Below are 16,433 nucleotides of genomic sequence, written 5' to 3'. Positions count from 1 at the left end.
CATCAATAAGTGCACAATTAATGTCAGTAAAAGTGAAAAATCACCGCAGCAAATCTCTTTGAAGTTAAATCGAACGATGTTTGGAGGAAAGAGTAGAAAAACGATACAATGCGCCGACTTTTCTTGCACATGTATGACTAATGAAACTTCATTCGACCAATACACAGCAGTATCAAACCGTAACCGCCTACGATGATTCAGGCGTCGAATTTAATCTGATTCGTTACGACCATAGCTTAATAGTCTTGCCTGAACAGGCACCCGTAGTGTGGCCAGTTAAATCCTTTGATAAGCTTGCTGCCGAGGATTTTGAAACGATCGCGGCTTTGGAACCTGATGTTGTGATTCTAGGAACGGGCAAGAAGCAACGATTTATTCATCCTAAACTCATCACGAGCTTGACGCATCAACACAAAGGCGTTGAATGCATGGACAATCAAGCCGCCTGCCGAACCTACAACATCCTGATGGCTGAAGGGCGCAAAGTCGCCCTCGCGTTGATATTGGAGCTGCAATGACATATCTGCACAGCAATTCTCCCTATGACTCTAAACGCTTGATGTGGGCTGTCCTCATAGTCTTTTTAGCGGTTTGGTTTTACATGCTCGGTATTCGCACCTTGGTCCCCACCGATGAAGGTCGCTATGCTGAAATGGCCCGTGAAATGGTGGCCACAGGTGATTGGATCACCTTGCGTTTAAATGGCATTAAGTACTTCGAAAAACCACCTTTGCAAAACTGGATGAATGCCATCACTTTCAGTTTGTTTGGTTTGGGAGATTGGCAAGCTCGCTTGTGGACCGGCCTGTGCGGCTTAATCGGCATCGCTTTCACCGCCCTCGCCGCCTTCAAGATTTACGGACGTCGGGTAGCGATTGTCACCAGCTTGATTCTAGGATCAAGCTTTTATTGGGCAGCCATGGGTCACATTAACACCCTCGATATGGGCCTCTCCGGCATGATGACAATTGCTTTGTGTGGTCTGTTGATTGCCCAACGCGATGGCGCTAGTGAACAAGAACGGCGAAATTATATGCTGTGGTGCTGGGCAGGTATGGCTTTGGCGACCATGTCAAAAGGCTTAATTGGTTTTGTTTTGCCTGGTGCGGTATTGGTTCTTTACACCCTATGGACGCGCGATTTCGGGTTGTGGCTACGCCTCCATATGGGCAAGGGTTTGCTCCTATTTTTTGCAATCACTGTCCCTTGGTTTATTTTGGTATGGCAGGCGAATCCTGAGCACCCCCATTTCTTCTTTATCCACGAGCACTTTCAACGTTTTACCAGCACAGTGCACAAGCGCGGCGGCGCTTGGTATTACTTCGTTCCTTTGCTTATTATTGGGATCGTGCCTTGGCTCGGCTTACTATTCCAAAGCGCGTTCAACGCCCTGAAAGCCGAAGATAGCAAATTTCAGCCGAAGAAAATGCTGATCTTATGGGCTGCTTTCATCTTCTTTTTCTTTAGTATTTCCGGCTCAAAACTGCCGTCCTACATCTTGCCGATCTTTCCAGCGCTGGCTTTGCTGATTGCGGTCGCTTTGGAAAAATTAAGCGTACTCCATTTGCGTTTGAATGCGGCATTAATGGTCTTGATTGGAGCTGCATCCCTTGCTTTTGCACCCAAGATCTCCAATTTAGCCAAGCACGCTTACGAGAATGATTTCTATGTAGCGATGGAACCTTGGGCAATCGCCGCAGCAGTTATTGCATTGATCGGTGGCATTGTGGCCTTCCTGTTAGTGACGAAGCGCCGTGACACGAGTACTTTGGTTCTTGCATTGTCAGCGTATCTAGCGGGACAAGTCGTGTTCATCGGTCATGATCAATGGGGCAAATATAGCGCTGGCGTCTATCATTTGCCGGCTATTAATGCTGAGTTGAAAAGTGATACGCCGATTTTTGCGGTTGGACGCTATGAACAATCACTCCCATTCTATTTGCGACGTACCACCATCTTGGTTGAGCACCCAGACGAAATGCAATTTGGATTGAGTATTCAACCTGAACTTTGGATCCCTAAACGCAGCGATTTCATTTTGAAGTGGCGCGCCATGGCAGAGCAAAACAAATCCGCAGTGGCTTTCCTCAGTCCAGCTGTGTACCAAGATCTGCAAGCACAAGCAGTACCCATGCGTGTTATTGGCGAAGATCCTAAGCGCGTGATTATTGCGCTCCCGGTCCATAGCAATAGCAACTTGAATGCTGTATCTACAAAATGATTCAACAATTTACTGTGAGCGAGAAATCACTATGAGCGCAACTCCGGCTTTTTTACCATTTACTAAGCCCACTGTCGACGAAGAAACCATCAGTGCGGTAGCAGATGTCTTGCGTTCAGGCTGGTTGACTAGCGGTCCACGTGTAAAGGAATTCGAAGCGCAGCTAAGCGAATATTTTGGTGGGCGTCCAGTACGCACCTTCAATTCGGGCACCTGCACCATGGAAATCGCCTTGCGTATCGCGGGCATTGGTGAAGGTGATGAGGTCATCACGACGCCAAACTCTTGGGTGGCCACCGCCAACGTCGTGATCGAGACTGGCGCAACCCCAGTCTTCGTTGATATTGATCCTAAAACACATAATATTGATCTCAATAAATTGGAAGCAGCTATCACACCAAGAACTAAAGCGATTATTCCAGTGCATATGTGCGGTCTACCATGCGATATGGATCAGCTCTATGCCCTGGCACAAAAACATCAACTCCGTGTGGTTGAAGATGCTGCGCAAGCAATTGGGTCGACATGGAAAGGTAAGCGTATCGGCGCCTTCGGCGATTTCGCCTCATTCAGCTTCCAAGTCAATAAAAACATCATGACAGGCGAAGGCGGTTGCTTGGTCCTGAATAACGAAGAGGAAGCCAAACTCGCGGAAAAATACCGCCTGCAAGGCGTGGTGCGGTCTGGGCTTGATGGTATTGATGTAGAAGTCCTCGGTGGCAAGTACAACATGACGGACATCGCGGCAGCAATTGGACTCGGCCAGATGAAGCGCCTCGAGGAATTCAACCAAAAACGCGCTGCACTCGCTCGCCACTACTTCACCTGTTTTGGCCAGCAATTCGACGCGGACACTGGAGCGGAGTTGCCGGTAGCTGATTTTGAAAACTCGAACTGGCATATGTTCCATGTGGTTCTACCAGAACGAGTTGAACGCGCGAGCTTCATGCAAAAAATGCTCGATCGCGGCATTGGTCTTGGCTATCACTATCGTGCGATTCACTTGTTTAGTTTGTATCGTCAACGCGGTTTCACCGAAGGCATGTTCCCAGTTGCTGAACGTATAGGCAAGCAAATTGTCACCCTACCATTGTTCCCGTCAATGACAGAAAACGATGTTGAACGTGTGGTGGCTGAGGTAAAATCCTGCCTTTCATCTTTTTAACGTAGACTCAAATGCAACCAGAACTTTCTGTCGTCATTCCCGTTTACAACGAAGAAGCCGGACTCAATAACCTCTTCACGCGACTTTACCCTGCGCTCGACGCATTAGCGGCGCGCTCGATTAGCTACGAAGTAGTGTTTGTCAATGATGGAAGCCGTGACCGTTCCGCTGAAATTTTGGCAGACCAATTTCGCGCCCGTCCAGACGTCACACGCGTCGTTCTTTTCAACGGCAATTACGGCCAGCATATGGCCATCTTGGCTGGTTTTAAAGCGAGTCGCGGCAATATCGTGGTGACCTTGGATGCTGATTTGCAAAACCCGCCAGAGGAAATTGGCGCATTAGTCGACAAGATGCATGAAGGTTATGACTACGTCGGTTCGATTCGTCGTAAGCGTCAAGATGCTGCGTGGCGTACCTACTTGTCTAAGGCCATGAACCGCATCCGTGAAAAAATTACGCGGATCAAAATTACCGATCAAGGCAATATGCTGCGTGCTTACGGTCGCAACGTTATTGACTTGATCAATCAATGCTCAGAAGTCAACACGTTTGTGCCAGCCCTTGCCTACACTTTTGCTCGCAAACCTACCGAAATCGTAGTCGAACACGAAGAACGCAGTGCTGGCGAATCGAAGTATTCGTTCTATAGCTTGATCCGTCTGAATTTTGATTTGATGACGGGCTTTTCCATCATGCCTTTGCAGATCTTTTCGATGCTAGGTATGGCGATCTCCGGACTCTCTGGCGCTCTCGTGGTGCTGTTGTTGATACGCCGCTTTTTCTTGGGCGCAGAAGCGGAAGGTTTGTTCACTTTGTTCGCGATTGCCTTCTTCATGATGGGCGTGATCTTGTTTGGTATTGGCTTACTTGGCGAGTACGTCGGACGGATTTATCAGCAAGTACAAGGTCGTCCACGTTTCGTGGTCCAGACCATACTCGAAGAGAAGCATGCGACTGCGAATGCAGCTTCGGAAATGACTGAACATGCATAAACGTAGCGCAGTCGTTTTCGCCTACCATAGCGTCGGTGTTCGCGGCATTAAATCCCTTTTGGCTCAGGGCGTCGACATTAAACTCGTCGTTAGCCACGAAGATAATCCCAACGAGAGCATTTGGTTTGAATCAGTTGCCGCTTTGTGCGAAGAGCATGGCATTCCTCGTGTCACCCCAGAGAACCCGAATACGCCAGAATTCGTTGAACAACTACGCGCCATCGACGCTGATTTCTTTTTTAGCTTTTATTATCGCAACATGCTGTCTGCAGAAATTTTAAGCGTGGCGAAGCACGGCGCGTACAACTTGCATGGCTCCTTGTTGCCAAAGTATCGTGGTCGCGTTCCAGTCAATTGGGCGGTCTTGCACGGAGAAACAGAGACAGGCGCAACACTGCATGAAATGACGGTCAAACCTGATGCGGGAGCGATCATCAGCCAAATTGCTGTCCCCATTTTGCCGGATGACACTGCCTTCGAAGTCTTTGGAAAGTTGACGGTCGCAGCTGAGCAGGTATTGTGGCAAGCATTGCCTGGCATACTTACTGGTTCTCCGACACGTACGCCAAACGACCTGAGTAAGGGAAGCTATTTTGGTGGTCGCAAACCAGAAGATGGTCGCATCGACTGGTCCAAGCCTGCCAACGAAGTGTACAACCTCCATCGCGCGGTCGCTCCACCCTACCCTGGTGCTTTTTTCGATCATGCCGGACAGCGATTTATTATCGAAAAAGCACGATTGTATGCGACAAATCCATCTAAATTGCCGTCAAATTTGCCCCAAGGCATATCTGTAGTGGATAATAGCGTTTTTGGAATCTGTGGGGATGGCAAGGCCATTCGTGTCCTAGCGCTACAGAACAATAACAAAACATTAAGCATCGAAGAAATTAAATCTTACTTCGCTTCGTAAGCGTCTCACTGAGAGTACTTCGACCAGAATCTCGAAAGTGGTCTGCCTTTATCAGCGGAGCGAATTATCTAGTGTGTTAGTCACTTAATTCTTAGATGCTGCTTTACAGTCTTCAGCTATCTACAAAGAGAAAATACTATGAAAAAAGTCCTTATCCTTGGCGTGAATGGTTTTATCGGTCATCACCTCTCTAAACGCATTCTCGAAACCACGGATTGGGAAGTCTACGGTATGGATATGCAAACCGAACGCTTGGGCGATTTGATCAACCATCCACGTATGCACTTCTTTGAAGGCGACATCACGATCAACAAAGAATGGGTTGAATACCATGTGAAAAAGTGCGATGTGATCTTGCCATTGGTAGCGATCGCTACACCTTCAACCTACGTGAAACAACCATTGCGCGTGTTTGAATTGGACTTCGAAGCAAACCTCCCTATCGTGCGTTCTGCTGCAAAATACGGCAAACATTTGGTGTTCCCATCGACATCTGAAGTGTATGGCATGTGCCACGACGAAGAATTCGATCCAGAAAATTCTGAATTGATCTGCGGCCCAATCAACAAACCACGCTGGATCTACTCTTGCGCTAAGCAATTGATGGATCGTGTGATCTGGGGCTATGGCATGGAAGGCTTGAACTTTACTTTGTTCCGGCCTTTTAACTGGATTGGCGCCGGCTTGGATTCTATCCACACACCGAAAGAAGGTAGTTCACGCGTGGTGACGCAGTTCTTTGGTCATATCGTTCGTGGTGAGAATATTTCCTTGGTCGACGGTGGTGCACAGAAACGTGCTTTCACCTATATCGACGACGGTATCGACGCATTGGTCCGCATTATCGATAACAAGAATGGCGTTGCTTCGGGCAAGATCTATAACATCGGCAATCCAAGCAACAATCATTCTATCCGTGAACTGGCACAAATGATGTTGAGTTTGGCTGCCGAGTATCCAGAGTATGCAGAATCTGCGAAAAAGGTTCAGTTGACTGAAACGACTTCTGCGGCTTATTACGGCGGTGGCTACCAAGACGTTAAAAATCGCGTTCCCAAAATCACAAATACTTGTGAGGAACTCGGTTGGAAGCCAACCACAACAATGAGCGATGCGATGCGTCACATTTTTGATGCGTATCGCGACCAAGTCAGTCAAGCACGTGCCTTGATGGACTAGGGTGATCCCTCTGCGACGAGATAGAGCACGCTCAAAACTCGTCGCAATTGTATTGCGCTATCGTAGCGGCCACGCTTGGCCGCTTTTGCTTTTTCAAAACCCATAAACATATAGCTGACAATGCCAACTATAGTTTTAAAAATTGATGTCGATACTTACCGTGGTACGCGCGAAGGCGTACCGAATTTGGTGCGTATCCTTAAACAACATCAGGCCAATGCGACTTTTCTATTTTCACTCGGCAAAGATCACACTGGCTGGGCCATGCGTCGCGTTTTTCGCCCAGGCTTTTTCAGTAAAGTGTCACGCACATCAGTGCTAGAACATTACGGATTTAAGACTTTGATGTATGGCGTTCTACTACCTGGCCCCGATATCGGTAAGCTATGTGTCGAAGAAATGCGCAGCACCAAACGTGCAGGTTTTGAATGTGGCATTCATACCTGGGATCACGTGGTTTGGCAGGACAATGTCCGCAAGCGTGGCGAACAATGGACGCGTAAACAGATGGGTTTGGCCTATGAACGTTTTCAGGAAATCTTTGGGGCACCTCCCAAGACCTATGGTGCCGCGGGATGGCAAATGAACCCTGAAGCCTTCGCACAATTAGATCGTTACCAGATCCAATACGCCTCTGACGGCCGTGCCATGCTTAAGCCTGACGGAAGTCTCGCCAACCCTCTAGCTGGTCCTTACCGCTTACGTCACCAGGGGCATGTGTACGACTGCATTCAGATGCCAACCACCTTGCCGACTTTGGATGAGTTGCTCGGCATTGAAATCGATGGGAAAGTCATCGATGAAAGCAATATTGCGCAACATTTGTTGCAATTGACAGCTGAACCAAGAAATCATGTGTTTACGATGCACGCTGAGCTTGAAGGACAGAAACTCGCCCCCATCTTGATCGAATTGCTGAACGGCTGGGCGGAACAAGGGTATCAGTGTGTTTCTATGGGGCAGTATTTCACACAATTGCGCGACCAAGAATTACCTATCCATGATCTTAACTGGGCTGAGTTGCCAGGCCGTTCCGGAGAATTAATCGCTTTAAACTGAAACAAGCATCCTCAAACCCCACAATCTGCAGGAGAAACGCGTGTCAGAAACATCTACTTCGGTACCAAGTGCTATCAATTGCCAGGTTCCTCACTTCCGTGCGGCGATGACTGGTGAGCGTGAATTCGACCTCGCGAACTACGCGGGTAGGAAAATTGTTCTTTACTTCTATCCAAAAGACAATACTCCAGGTTGCACAGCAGAAAGTATGGCATTTCGGGATCTGCACGATCAATTCGTCGCGAAAAACACTGTGATATTTGGAATTAGCCGCGATAGCCTCAAGTCCCACGAGGGTTTTAAGACGAAATTGGGGCTCCCATTCGAACTCATTACCGATCCTGACGAACAGCTCTGCAACCTCTTCAATGTGATAAAAATGAAGAATATGTATGGCAAAAAAGTACGTGGTATCGAACGCAGTACGTTTGTTATTGACGAATCTGGCATGTTAGTGAAAGAATGGCGTGGAGTGAAGGTTCCAGACCACGCTCAAGCAGTGTTAGATTCTGTCAGCTAAGACACATAATTGAATTCATCGACGAACAATAAAAGGCCGCTTACGAAGATCGAGTGATCTTCCTAAGCGGCTTTTACTTTTTTGTCCCTGAAGGTGTGAAGCTCTCTCGAGTGAACATTAGCCAATCTTTGCTAACACTTGCCAACCATGTAGCACCTATGTTTTTCATAAACATCTTTTTGATGAGGTTCTGATGCCACTGCCAAAAATGCCGACCAAACCCGCGGCCTTATTGTCTCCCAAAGACTATCCAAAAGCAGAAAAAGGAAAGGCTCTTCCACGCGCCACAACTGAACCCAAATCCACCACAGCAAAAGTTGTCGCTAGCGTTGCTGCCCCCGCTGTTTCCGCTAAAAAGAAACCTGCTCCAGTGAAGGAAACCATCGCAAAAACAACGAAAGCCAAAGTTAATCCAGCGAAGTCCGTCGCTAGCTTAGTCGCCGACAAAAAAGGCGTTAGCAAAGTATTTGTGCTGGATACCAATGTGTTGATGCATGACCCGACCTCACTCTTCCGTTTTGAAGAGCATGATGTCTACTTACCGATGATCACGCTCGAAGAACTCGATGATCACAAGAAAGGCATGTCGGAAGTCGCCCGCAATGCGCGGCAGATTTCGCGCTCGTTGGATGCACTCGTTGGCGACATCGATAGCGAAGAGATCGAAAAAGGCATTCCACTTTCCAAGCTCGGTAACAAGGACGCAAGAGGTCGTTTGTTCTTCCAAACGAAACTTCAAAATACCAGCCTTCCACAAGGTCTCCCTCAAGGCAAAGCCGATAATCAAATTTTGGCCGTGGTTCGGGCTTTAGAAAACGAATTCCCTAAGCGCCCTATCGTCTTGGTGTCGAAAGACATCAATATGCGTATCAAAGCCCGTGCTTTAGGCTTACCTGCTGAAGATTACTTCAACGATCACGTACTCGAAGATTCTGATTTGCTTTTCACTGGCATTTTGCAATTGCCGGCCGACTTCTGGAGTAAGCACGGCAAAGGCATCGAAACTTGGCAGGAAAATCGCAATGGTTTGAGTACCACGTTCTATCGCATCACTGGCCCCTTGATCCCAAGTTTGCTGGTGAATCAATTTGTGTATCTCGAACCGAACAACGGTGAAGCTTCGTTTTACGGTCAAGTAAAACAAATTAACGGTAAGACTGCCGTGCTGCAAACCTTGCGTGATTATGGCCATTCTAAGCACAGCGTATGGGGTGTGACTTCACGCAATCGTGAGCAGAATTTTGCTTTGAATTTATTGATGGATCCAGAGTGCGATTTCGTCACGCTGCTTGGACAAGCTGGTACCGGCAAAACACTGTTGGCGCTCGCGGCAGGACTCGCACAAGTTCTTGAAACTAAGAACTATAACGAGATCATTGTCACCCGGGTCACCGTTCCAGTGGGCGAAGACATCGGCTTCTTACCAGGGACCGAGGAAGAAAAAATGTCGCCTTGGATGGGCGCCTTCGACGACAATCTCGAAGTACTCAATAAGTCAGACAACGATGCTGGTGATTGGGGGCGCGCTGCCACACAAGACTTGATTCGCTCTAAGATCAAGATCAAGTCACTCAACTTCATGCGCGGTCGCACCTTCGTCAATAAATTCCTCATCATCGATGAAGCGCAAAATTTGACCCCAAAACAAATGAAGACTTTGGTCACCCGTGCAGGCCCCGGTACCAAGATTGTTTGCTTGGGTAATATCGCACAGATCGATACTCCCTACCTCACCGAGGGATCAAGCGGTCTAACGTATGTGGTCGACCGATTCAAGGGCTGGTCGCATAGTGGTCACGTGACTTTGGCTCGTGGCGAACGTTCGCGCTTGGCTGATCATGCAAGCGACATTCTGTAGCGATGCATCAAGGAGTTCATCGATAGAAATTCGATGACATTAAGCAACAAAAAAGGCGCTTTTTGCGCCTTTTTTTCGTCTAAACAGTTTATCGAAGGAAATACCCACTACAATAAGCTTCTCTATAGCAACTTTACCAAGCTCGCCGCTTGTCGAGCGAAATAGCCAACATGAACGAAATCGCGGATCCGCAAGAAGACGCTCTGTTTTTCGTCGAAGACGATAAACCAGTGCCTGAAGGCGAACTACTCGCAGTTTCTAACCCTTGGAATATCTTGATTATCGATGATGATCCTGATGTCCATTCCGCTACCATGTTTGCACTACAAGGTCTACGTATTCAAGGACGTAGTCTCAATTTCCTACACGCCTATTCAACCGCCGAAGCGCGCCAAGTACTGTTGCACAGTAAACGTATCGCAGTGATCTTGCTCGACGTTGTAATGGATGACGATAACGCGGGTTTGCAGTTGGTCAGCTATATCCGAAATACCTTAGAACTTAAAGATGTCCGTATCATCCTGCGTACTGGACAAGCTGGATATGCTCCTGAGATGGATGCAATTCGCGACTACGACATCAACGACTATAAGAATAAAACAGAACTAACCCAAGCCAAACTGTATACCACGGTCACCTCAGCGGTTCGTTCGTATGAACAAATTTGTGCGATCTCAGCTAGCCGTCGTGGACTTGAGCTGATCATCAAGGCGAGTGCTCAATTGATGGGGCTTAAAGATCTACGGCGATTCTCTGAAACCATCATCGAGTACGTGGTCGAACTGGCTGATAATGATGGAGAGTGCTTTGTTTGTACTCCACATCCAATTCAAGAAGAGTTCGCTCACGCTAATGAAATCATCACAGGTTTGCGTGTTGTTGCTGGGAGTCTTCAGTATCAAGATTGGCTGGAGCGGCCACTTGTATTAGTAGCGGACAAAGCAACCCAAAAAATCGTTCAGAAAGCCCTTTTCGAGCGACGTAATGTTTTTGAAGCGGACGCCACGGCACTTTACTTTAGCAACATTGGCGGCGCAAGCTTGGCAATGTATCTCGATTTCGCATTGCCACCAGATCTCGTCGATCGGCACTTACTGGATATGTTCTGCAGTAATGTATCGGTATGCTTAGATAATGTCGTTCTGACGTCGCGAATGCATAATCTCGCATTTTTTGATCCATTGACGGGACTCGCGAATCGTCTTCATCTGCTGCAGACTTTGCACGACACACTACACACAGAGAAGAAAGCCGACAGCGCCTTAGCCTTAGTTGATATCGATCACTTTGCGGAGACTAATGACGCTTTAGGGCATCAATTTGGTGATTTTCTATTGTGCTCTGTCGGAAAACGCCTGCGTAACTATTTCGGCGATAACTGCCAAATCGCTCGTATCGGTAATGATATTTTCGCGATTCTGGGGCATGAGGATTTAGTCTCCCCAAGCTTAATCCTTAGTTTATTCGAACAGCCTTTTGTGGCTGACCATCAAAATGTTCAGCTGTCTGCGACCCTTGGATTAATCAAGTTTTCCGAATACGAATTGAGTGGTTCAGAAGCCTTGAAAGACGCCAATATCGCACTAAAACGCGCGAAATCACATAACCGTTCAGGCTACTCCTACTTTACCAGGGATATGGGTGTCGAGATTCGCGAACGGGTTCGTATGATGCATGCTTTGCGAGCTGCATTTGAAGGAGAACGACTGTTTGTCGTGTATCAGCCGCAAGTCGACATGATGACAGGTCGAACCGTCGGTGCCGAGGCCTTGTTACGTTGGCGCACCGAAGATGGACAATTCATCCCACCAGATCAATTCATCCCTATTGCAGAATATTCCGGTCTGATTGTAAATATTGGAGAATGGGTGCTGCGCAGTGCCTGTTTTGAATTGATGCAATTGAGAGAAAATGGTTTTGAGGACTTCCAAATTGCGGTCAACGTCTCTCAAGCACAGTTTTCGCACCCGCAATTTATGCAGAGTCTAGAGCGCGCACTACGCGACTCACGCATTCCTCCTCATTGTTTAGAGCTAGAGATTACAGAATCCATGGCAATGACCGACCCCGAAATGCTATGCAGTATGCTGCAGAAAATCAAGAGCATGGGTGTGCGTATCTCCATTGATGATTTCGGCACTGGTTTTTCCTCACTCAGCCAGCTTCAAAAACTGAATGTCGATAAACTCAAAATTGATCGCGCCTTTGTGAGCGAAATCTTTTCTAATCACAGCGAAGCTAGCATCGCGAAAATGATCGTCCAACTCAGTCAAAGCCTCAACTTGGCGGTCATTGCGGAAGGTGTAGAAACGAAAGAACAAGCTGACGCTCTATTGAGTTTCGGATGCAAATATGCACAAGGCTTTTACTTTGCCAAACCTCAAACCAAGTCAGATTTGAGGAAGTACCTCAGGGCTTAGCAGGCATTATTTCCTGATCATCTGCTACTAATCGCCTGCCGCTGTTTTTTCTAGCCCTTGAAAACACACTCTCAGCATATTTTCGACAATGGTGTCGGCATCCATTTTGCTAAACTTTTGTAGATAATCTACCGCAGGATCACAACTTCGAGCGTAATAACTAAACAGGATTACGTCTGAATGAAGCTGTGGATCGAGATCTCCATCTTTTTGTGCCTTGATCACCAACTTTTCGAGTTGACCATTCAATTTAATCACCCGCCCTACATATTTCAAATTCCGCATCAACATCTCGCGCACGGCGTTGCTCGTTGACGGTAAAAATGGCAATCCACCGCCTAGTCTCACTCGCAAAGCCCATTCCAACAATGCGGAGAGCTTTTCCTTTGCAGAGTATGTCTCTGGAAATGAATCTAGTTGGGCGCTGGCGCCGTCAATCAAGCGGATCATGGCAGCGCCGACGAGGTCTTCCTTTGACTTGAAGTGCTTGTACAAACTTGGTTTGGAAATGCCGATTTGATTAGCGACATCATCCATTGTCATTAAATCAAAACCTTTTCCCGCCAAGATTGTTGTAGTTGCGTCAAGAATCGCGTCTTCTCTTAGCCGAAAAGCCTGATCTTTAAAATTTAGTTTACTAAAGATACTCATAAGTATTAATATCTACTAATCAGTAGCGTTTTTTTCTGAACGGTATTAATATTAACACCGAAGTAGAAATCAACCAATCATTTCCTCACTAAGAAGGCTAACAATGTCGTTACAAGCTCAAAAGATTGCTGTGATCGGGTCAGGTATTTCTGGACTTGCTAGCGCCTATTTTCTTCAGCGTGAACATCACGTCACCTTGTTTGAAGCAGGACCGTATTTCGGTGGGCATAGCAACACGGTCGATATCGTAGTGGGCGGAGTTAAGCTTAGTGTGGACACTGGTTTTCTGGTATTCAACCGCAAAACTTATCCTAACCTTATCGCACTATTCGATGAGTTAGGTGTTGAAAGCTATGACACTGATATGTCTTTCGGTGTATCCATTAATGGTGGCGAATTGGAGTGGGCAGGTACGAACCTCGACACCGTATTCGCGCAGCGCTTAAACCTATTGAAGCCAAGCTTTCTTTTGATGTTACGCGATATTCTTCGCTTCAACCGCGACGCCGAAACGAATTTAAGAGAATCATTGGTAAGCAAAATAAGTCTAGGAGATTTACTGAAAAAAGGCGGCTATGACCGGCGCTTTCAGGAACACTACCTAGTACCCATGGCTGCTGCTATTTGGTCTAGCTCTCCAAGCGATATTCTCGATTTCCCTGCCAGCACCTTCCTACGTTTTTGTTTGAATCATGCACTACTACAAGTCAACGACAGACCAACCTGGAAGACGGTCAAGAATGGATCTCGTAGCTACGTTAGAAAAATCATCGACACGCTCAAAGACGCCCGCCTCAACAGCGCAGTAACTGCGGTAAAACGTATCGAGAATCAAGTTGAAGTTCACACTGCTGGCGGCGTCGAAATGTTCGATCAAGTCGTATTCGCGACTCATGCACCGACAAGTAGAGCCATCATCCAAGATGCCAGCGAACAGGAACAGACGGTGTTGTCGCAGTTCCGCTATCAGGCGAACCGCGCTGTACTTCATACAGATACCAGTCTTCTACCACACAATAAGAAAGTTTGGTCCGCTTGGAATTACCTTGGCGAATCACAACCAGCCGATACTCAAGATCAAGCGGTGTGCGTCAGTTACCTTCTCAACCAACTACAAAGGCTCAATACCGAGCAAGCAGTGATCGTCACACTGAACCCAAGTCATGAACCCAAACCTGAGACCATTTTGCGGAGTTTTGAGTATGAACACCCGATCTTCGATCAAGCCGCGATCGATGGACAAGAAGCACTGCACACCATCCAAGGAAAGAATCGACTATGGTTTGCTGGCGCATGGTCTGGCTATGGATTCCATGAGGACGGTTTAAAGTCCGCCCTGCGTGTAGTTAAAGAATTTCAGCTTCATCCCACTTGGACGACATTGCCATGAAAAGCTCATCAACAAGTCCCATCCAACGATCTTGCATACTGCTTTCGAAAGTCATGCACGAGCGTTTTGCGCCCAAGGGCCATAAGTTTGTGTATCCCATATTTGCTCTGCGTCTCGATCTCAATGAGCTTGAAGAGTCTCCTGCCAGTTTCAACAGTTTTGTATTCGGAATCAACAAGAAGCGATTGCTATCACTCCGAATACAAGATTATGGTCCACGCGATGGGACAAGTCTTATCAATTGGGCGAATTCGGTCTTGCACAAGCATGGGTTAAATGCACCAAAACGCATCGAACTCCATACGATGCCGCGTCTTTTTGGCTATGCATTCAATCCAATTAGTATTTGGTATTGCTACGACGAAAGCGACCAATTAGTCAGCGTTATCGCTGAGGTGAATAACACATTTGGCGAGCACCATTTTTACGTTTTGCGTGACGAATTTCACTCGGCCATCAGTTCACAATCACAACTTTGCAGCGTGAAGGCAATGCATGTCTCGCCATTTTGTGAGGTGAAAGGTCACTACGAATTTCAATTCAAAGATTCAAACAAACACGCTGTCGTCCATATCGATTACTACCAAGAGAAGAAAATCGTTATCAAGACAGCGATGGCCTCCCGTAAGGTGAATTTCACTAGCATAGAGTTATTGAAAGCATTTACCAAACAACCCTTTTTGACGATGGGTGTATTTTGGCGCATCCATTGGCAAGCATTTTTGCTGTGGTTAAAAGGCGTCCCCTTCTATCGCCTGCCCGCAGCACCACAGAGCAATATCACACTTGGCACTTCCCTAAAAGAGGAGAGATAAATGACGACCATGCCTACGAACTCAAGCTACATTAAACTAGAGGAGAAAAATGCCTCCATAGTTCAAAATTTACCCACCAGTGCCAAGCTCTTCCTTAGTCTTTTGAAGCGCCTCAAGCGTGGTCATCTTCAGCTCATTACGCCTGACCAACAAGCTTTGCACTTTGGCGATTTAAACCAAGTGCCGAGCGTTGTATTACATATTCACGATTGGCGTGCCTGCAGCAAAATCTTACGCAGCGGTGATATAGGTTTCGCCGAGGCCTATGAAGCTGGCTGGGTAACCACACCAGATCTCACCGCAGTTTTGCGTTTAGCAGTGCAAAACGAAGAGGTCCTCGACAAGGCAATCTTCGGCAATCGTATCATGTCCATATGGTACAAAATCAAGCACGCGCTTCGTGCCAACACTAAAGAAGGAAGTCGTAAGAACATCCATGCGCATTACGACCTCGGCAATGCATTTTACAAACTATGGTTAGACCCTAGTTGGACATATTCAAGTGCCATCTTCTACAACGACTATCAAATTAGTCTACAGGAAGCACAGTATCGAAAGTACCAGCGCATCATCGACGTTCTCAATCTAAAAAGTGGCGACCGTGTCTTAGAGATTGGTTGCGGTTGGGGAGGCTTCGCAGAACACGCTGCGCTACAAGGAATACAAGTTTATGGCATCACGATTTCCAAAGCACAGCTAGAAGTTGCGCAAGCACGTATTCAAGAAAAAAATCTTGGCAATCTTGCGTATCTCGAGCTCTGTGACTACCGCGACCTCCAAGGTCAATACGATGCCATCGTCTCGATAGAAATGTTCGAAGCCGTTGGTGAAGAGTATTGGCCAAGTTACTTTGCTTGCCTTGAACGTTGTTTGAAGCCTCAAGGCAAAGCCTTGATACAAACTATTACGATTGATGAGAAACACTTCGAACGCTATCGCGCCGGCTCCGATTTTATTCAGCAATATATTTTCCCCGGCGGTATGCTGCCTAGCCCCGAACGTTTTATGTCACACGCGGCGAAGTATCAGCTCGACACCAAGAATAGTTTTAGCTTCGGCTTGGACTATGCAGAAACCTTACGTCGATGGAATCAGTCTTTCAACGAACAGATCGACCTTATCACACAACAAGGTTTCGACACGCGCTTCCAACGCATATGGCAAATGTATTACTCCTATTGCGAAGCCGGCTTCGAAGAAAAACGCACTGATGTCTATCAATTCCTATTGCAGAAAAAGGACTGAAC

At 47.1% G+C, this 16,433-nt stretch carries 14 protein-coding genes; 13 read left to right on the top strand and 1 reads right to left on the bottom strand.

Features of this window, described 5'->3' with window-relative positions; translation table 11 throughout:
- Nucleotides 1–140 precede the first annotated feature (140 nt).
- The 10 genes from RF679_RS09470 (at nucleotide 141) to RF679_RS09425 (ending at nucleotide 12,330) form a co-directional block, all read left to right on the top strand.
- A complete protein-coding gene (locus tag RF679_RS09470) occupies nucleotides 141–518 on the top strand; it encodes an Mth938-like domain-containing protein (RefSeq protein ID WP_309483958.1) in 378 nt (125 codons plus the stop codon).
- Nucleotides 515–2,221 carry a glycosyltransferase family 39 protein gene (locus RF679_RS09465; RefSeq protein WP_309483957.1) on the top strand — a complete coding sequence of 569 codons (1,707 nt, stop codon included), beginning with the start codon at nucleotides 515–517 and terminating at the stop codon, nucleotides 2,219–2,221. The genes RF679_RS09470 and RF679_RS09465 overlap by 4 nt, the downstream gene beginning before the upstream one ends.
- A 31-nt stretch (nucleotides 2,222–2,252) precedes the next feature.
- A complete protein-coding gene (locus RF679_RS09460; protein WP_309483956.1) occupies nucleotides 2,253–3,386 on the top strand; it encodes a DegT/DnrJ/EryC1/StrS family aminotransferase in 1,134 nt (377 codons plus the stop codon).
- Nucleotides 3,387–3,397: 11 nt separating this feature from the next.
- On the top strand, nucleotides 3,398–4,381 hold the full coding sequence (locus tag RF679_RS09455; protein ID WP_309483955.1) for a glycosyltransferase: 984 nt from the start codon (nucleotides 3,398–3,400) through the stop codon (nucleotides 4,379–4,381).
- Nucleotides 4,374–5,294: a formyltransferase gene (locus tag RF679_RS09450; protein ID WP_309483954.1), complete on the top strand. Its 921-nt coding sequence runs from the start codon at nucleotides 4,374–4,376 to the stop codon at nucleotides 5,292–5,294. The genes RF679_RS09455 and RF679_RS09450 overlap by 8 nt, the downstream gene beginning before the upstream one ends.
- Nucleotides 5,295–5,432: 138 nt before the next feature.
- Nucleotides 5,433–6,473 (top strand): bifunctional UDP-4-keto-pentose/UDP-xylose synthase, encoded by a 1,041-nt coding sequence (locus tag RF679_RS09445; protein WP_309483953.1) that lies wholly within the window; start codon nucleotides 5,433–5,435, stop codon nucleotides 6,471–6,473.
- A 120-nt stretch (nucleotides 6,474–6,593) separates the two neighbouring features.
- Nucleotides 6,594–7,532 carry a polysaccharide deacetylase family protein gene (locus tag RF679_RS09440; RefSeq protein ID WP_309483952.1) on the top strand — a complete coding sequence of 313 codons (939 nt, stop codon included), beginning with the start codon at nucleotides 6,594–6,596 and terminating at the stop codon, nucleotides 7,530–7,532.
- A gap of 106 nt (nucleotides 7,533–7,638) precedes the next feature.
- Entirely contained in the window at nucleotides 7,639–8,052 is a 414-nt protein-coding gene (locus RF679_RS09435; RefSeq protein ID WP_373921765.1) for a peroxiredoxin, read from the top strand.
- A 193-nt stretch (nucleotides 8,053–8,245) separates the two neighbouring features.
- Nucleotides 8,246–9,910 carry a PhoH family protein gene (locus tag RF679_RS09430; RefSeq protein WP_309483950.1) on the top strand — a complete coding sequence of 555 codons (1,665 nt, stop codon included), beginning with the start codon at nucleotides 8,246–8,248 and terminating at the stop codon, nucleotides 9,908–9,910.
- A 170-nt stretch (nucleotides 9,911–10,080) separates the two neighbouring features.
- Nucleotides 10,081–12,330 carry a bifunctional diguanylate cyclase/phosphodiesterase gene (locus RF679_RS09425; RefSeq protein ID WP_309483949.1) on the top strand — a complete coding sequence of 750 codons (2,250 nt, stop codon included), beginning with the start codon at nucleotides 10,081–10,083 and terminating at the stop codon, nucleotides 12,328–12,330.
- Nucleotides 12,331–12,357: 27 nt separating this feature from the next.
- Here the strand turns inward: RF679_RS09425 and RF679_RS09420 are convergent, their stop codons facing one another.
- The gene (locus RF679_RS09420; RefSeq protein WP_309483948.1) at nucleotides 12,358–12,981 is read right to left on the bottom strand and encodes a TetR/AcrR family transcriptional regulator; all 624 of its coding nucleotides are present in this window, start codon (nucleotides 12,979–12,981) and stop codon (nucleotides 12,358–12,360) included.
- Nucleotides 12,982–13,084: 103 nt separating this feature from the next.
- On the opposite strand from RF679_RS09420, the gene RF679_RS09415 reads away from it, so the two are divergent.
- From RF679_RS09415 to RF679_RS09405, 3 genes are read left to right on the top strand one after another with little or no spacing between them, the layout of a single operon-like run.
- Nucleotides 13,085–14,371 carry an NAD(P)/FAD-dependent oxidoreductase gene (locus RF679_RS09415; RefSeq protein ID WP_309483947.1) on the top strand — a complete coding sequence of 429 codons (1,287 nt, stop codon included), beginning with the start codon at nucleotides 13,085–13,087 and terminating at the stop codon, nucleotides 14,369–14,371.
- Nucleotides 14,372–14,424: 53 nt separating this feature from the next.
- Nucleotides 14,425–15,186, top strand: coding sequence for a DUF1365 domain-containing protein (locus RF679_RS09410; protein WP_373921753.1), 762 nt, complete (start codon nucleotides 14,425–14,427; stop codon nucleotides 15,184–15,186).
- Between the two features lie 9 nt (nucleotides 15,187–15,195).
- Nucleotides 15,196–16,431: a cyclopropane-fatty-acyl-phospholipid synthase family protein gene (locus RF679_RS09405; protein WP_309483998.1), complete on the top strand. Its 1,236-nt coding sequence runs from the start codon at nucleotides 15,196–15,198 to the stop codon at nucleotides 16,429–16,431.
- Nucleotides 16,432–16,433 lie beyond the last annotated feature (2 nt).

The sequence above is a fragment of the Undibacterium cyanobacteriorum genome (assembly GCF_031326225.1).
Classification (GTDB): domain Bacteria; phylum Pseudomonadota; class Gammaproteobacteria; order Burkholderiales; family Burkholderiaceae_D; genus Undibacterium; species Undibacterium cyanobacteriorum.
This window is presented reverse-complemented; position numbering and strand designations above follow the sequence as displayed.

Excerpts from the sequence above, each read along its gene's own strand:
- RF679_RS09470 (WP_309483958.1), top strand. The coding sequence starts at position 141 with ATGAAACTTCATTCGACCAATACACAGCAGTATCAAACCGTAACCGCC.
- RF679_RS09465 (WP_309483957.1), top strand. The coding sequence starts at position 515 with ATGACATATCTGCACAGCAATTCTCCCTATGACTCTAAACGCTTGATG.
- RF679_RS09460 (WP_309483956.1), top strand. The coding sequence starts at position 2,253 with ATGAGCGCAACTCCGGCTTTTTTACCATTTACTAAGCCCACTGTCGAC.
- RF679_RS09455 (WP_309483955.1), top strand. The coding sequence starts at position 3,398 with ATGCAACCAGAACTTTCTGTCGTCATTCCCGTTTACAACGAAGAAGCC.
- RF679_RS09450 (WP_309483954.1), top strand. The coding sequence starts at position 4,374 with ATGCATAAACGTAGCGCAGTCGTTTTCGCCTACCATAGCGTCGGTGTT.
- RF679_RS09445 (WP_309483953.1), top strand. The coding sequence starts at position 5,433 with ATGAAAAAAGTCCTTATCCTTGGCGTGAATGGTTTTATCGGTCATCAC.
- RF679_RS09440 (WP_309483952.1), top strand. The coding sequence starts at position 6,594 with ATGCCAACTATAGTTTTAAAAATTGATGTCGATACTTACCGTGGTACG.
- RF679_RS09435 (WP_373921765.1), top strand. The coding sequence starts at position 7,639 with ATGACTGGTGAGCGTGAATTCGACCTCGCGAACTACGCGGGTAGGAAA.
- RF679_RS09430 (WP_309483950.1), top strand. The coding sequence starts at position 8,246 with ATGCCACTGCCAAAAATGCCGACCAAACCCGCGGCCTTATTGTCTCCC.
- RF679_RS09425 (WP_309483949.1), top strand. The coding sequence starts at position 10,081 with ATGAACGAAATCGCGGATCCGCAAGAAGACGCTCTGTTTTTCGTCGAA.
- RF679_RS09420 (WP_309483948.1), bottom strand. The coding sequence starts at position 12,981 with ATGAGTATCTTTAGTAAACTAAATTTTAAAGATCAGGCTTTTCGGCTA.
- RF679_RS09415 (WP_309483947.1), top strand. The coding sequence starts at position 13,085 with ATGTCGTTACAAGCTCAAAAGATTGCTGTGATCGGGTCAGGTATTTCT.
- RF679_RS09410 (WP_373921753.1), top strand. The coding sequence starts at position 14,425 with ATGCACGAGCGTTTTGCGCCCAAGGGCCATAAGTTTGTGTATCCCATA.
- RF679_RS09405 (WP_309483998.1), top strand. The coding sequence starts at position 15,196 with ATGCCTACGAACTCAAGCTACATTAAACTAGAGGAGAAAAATGCCTCC.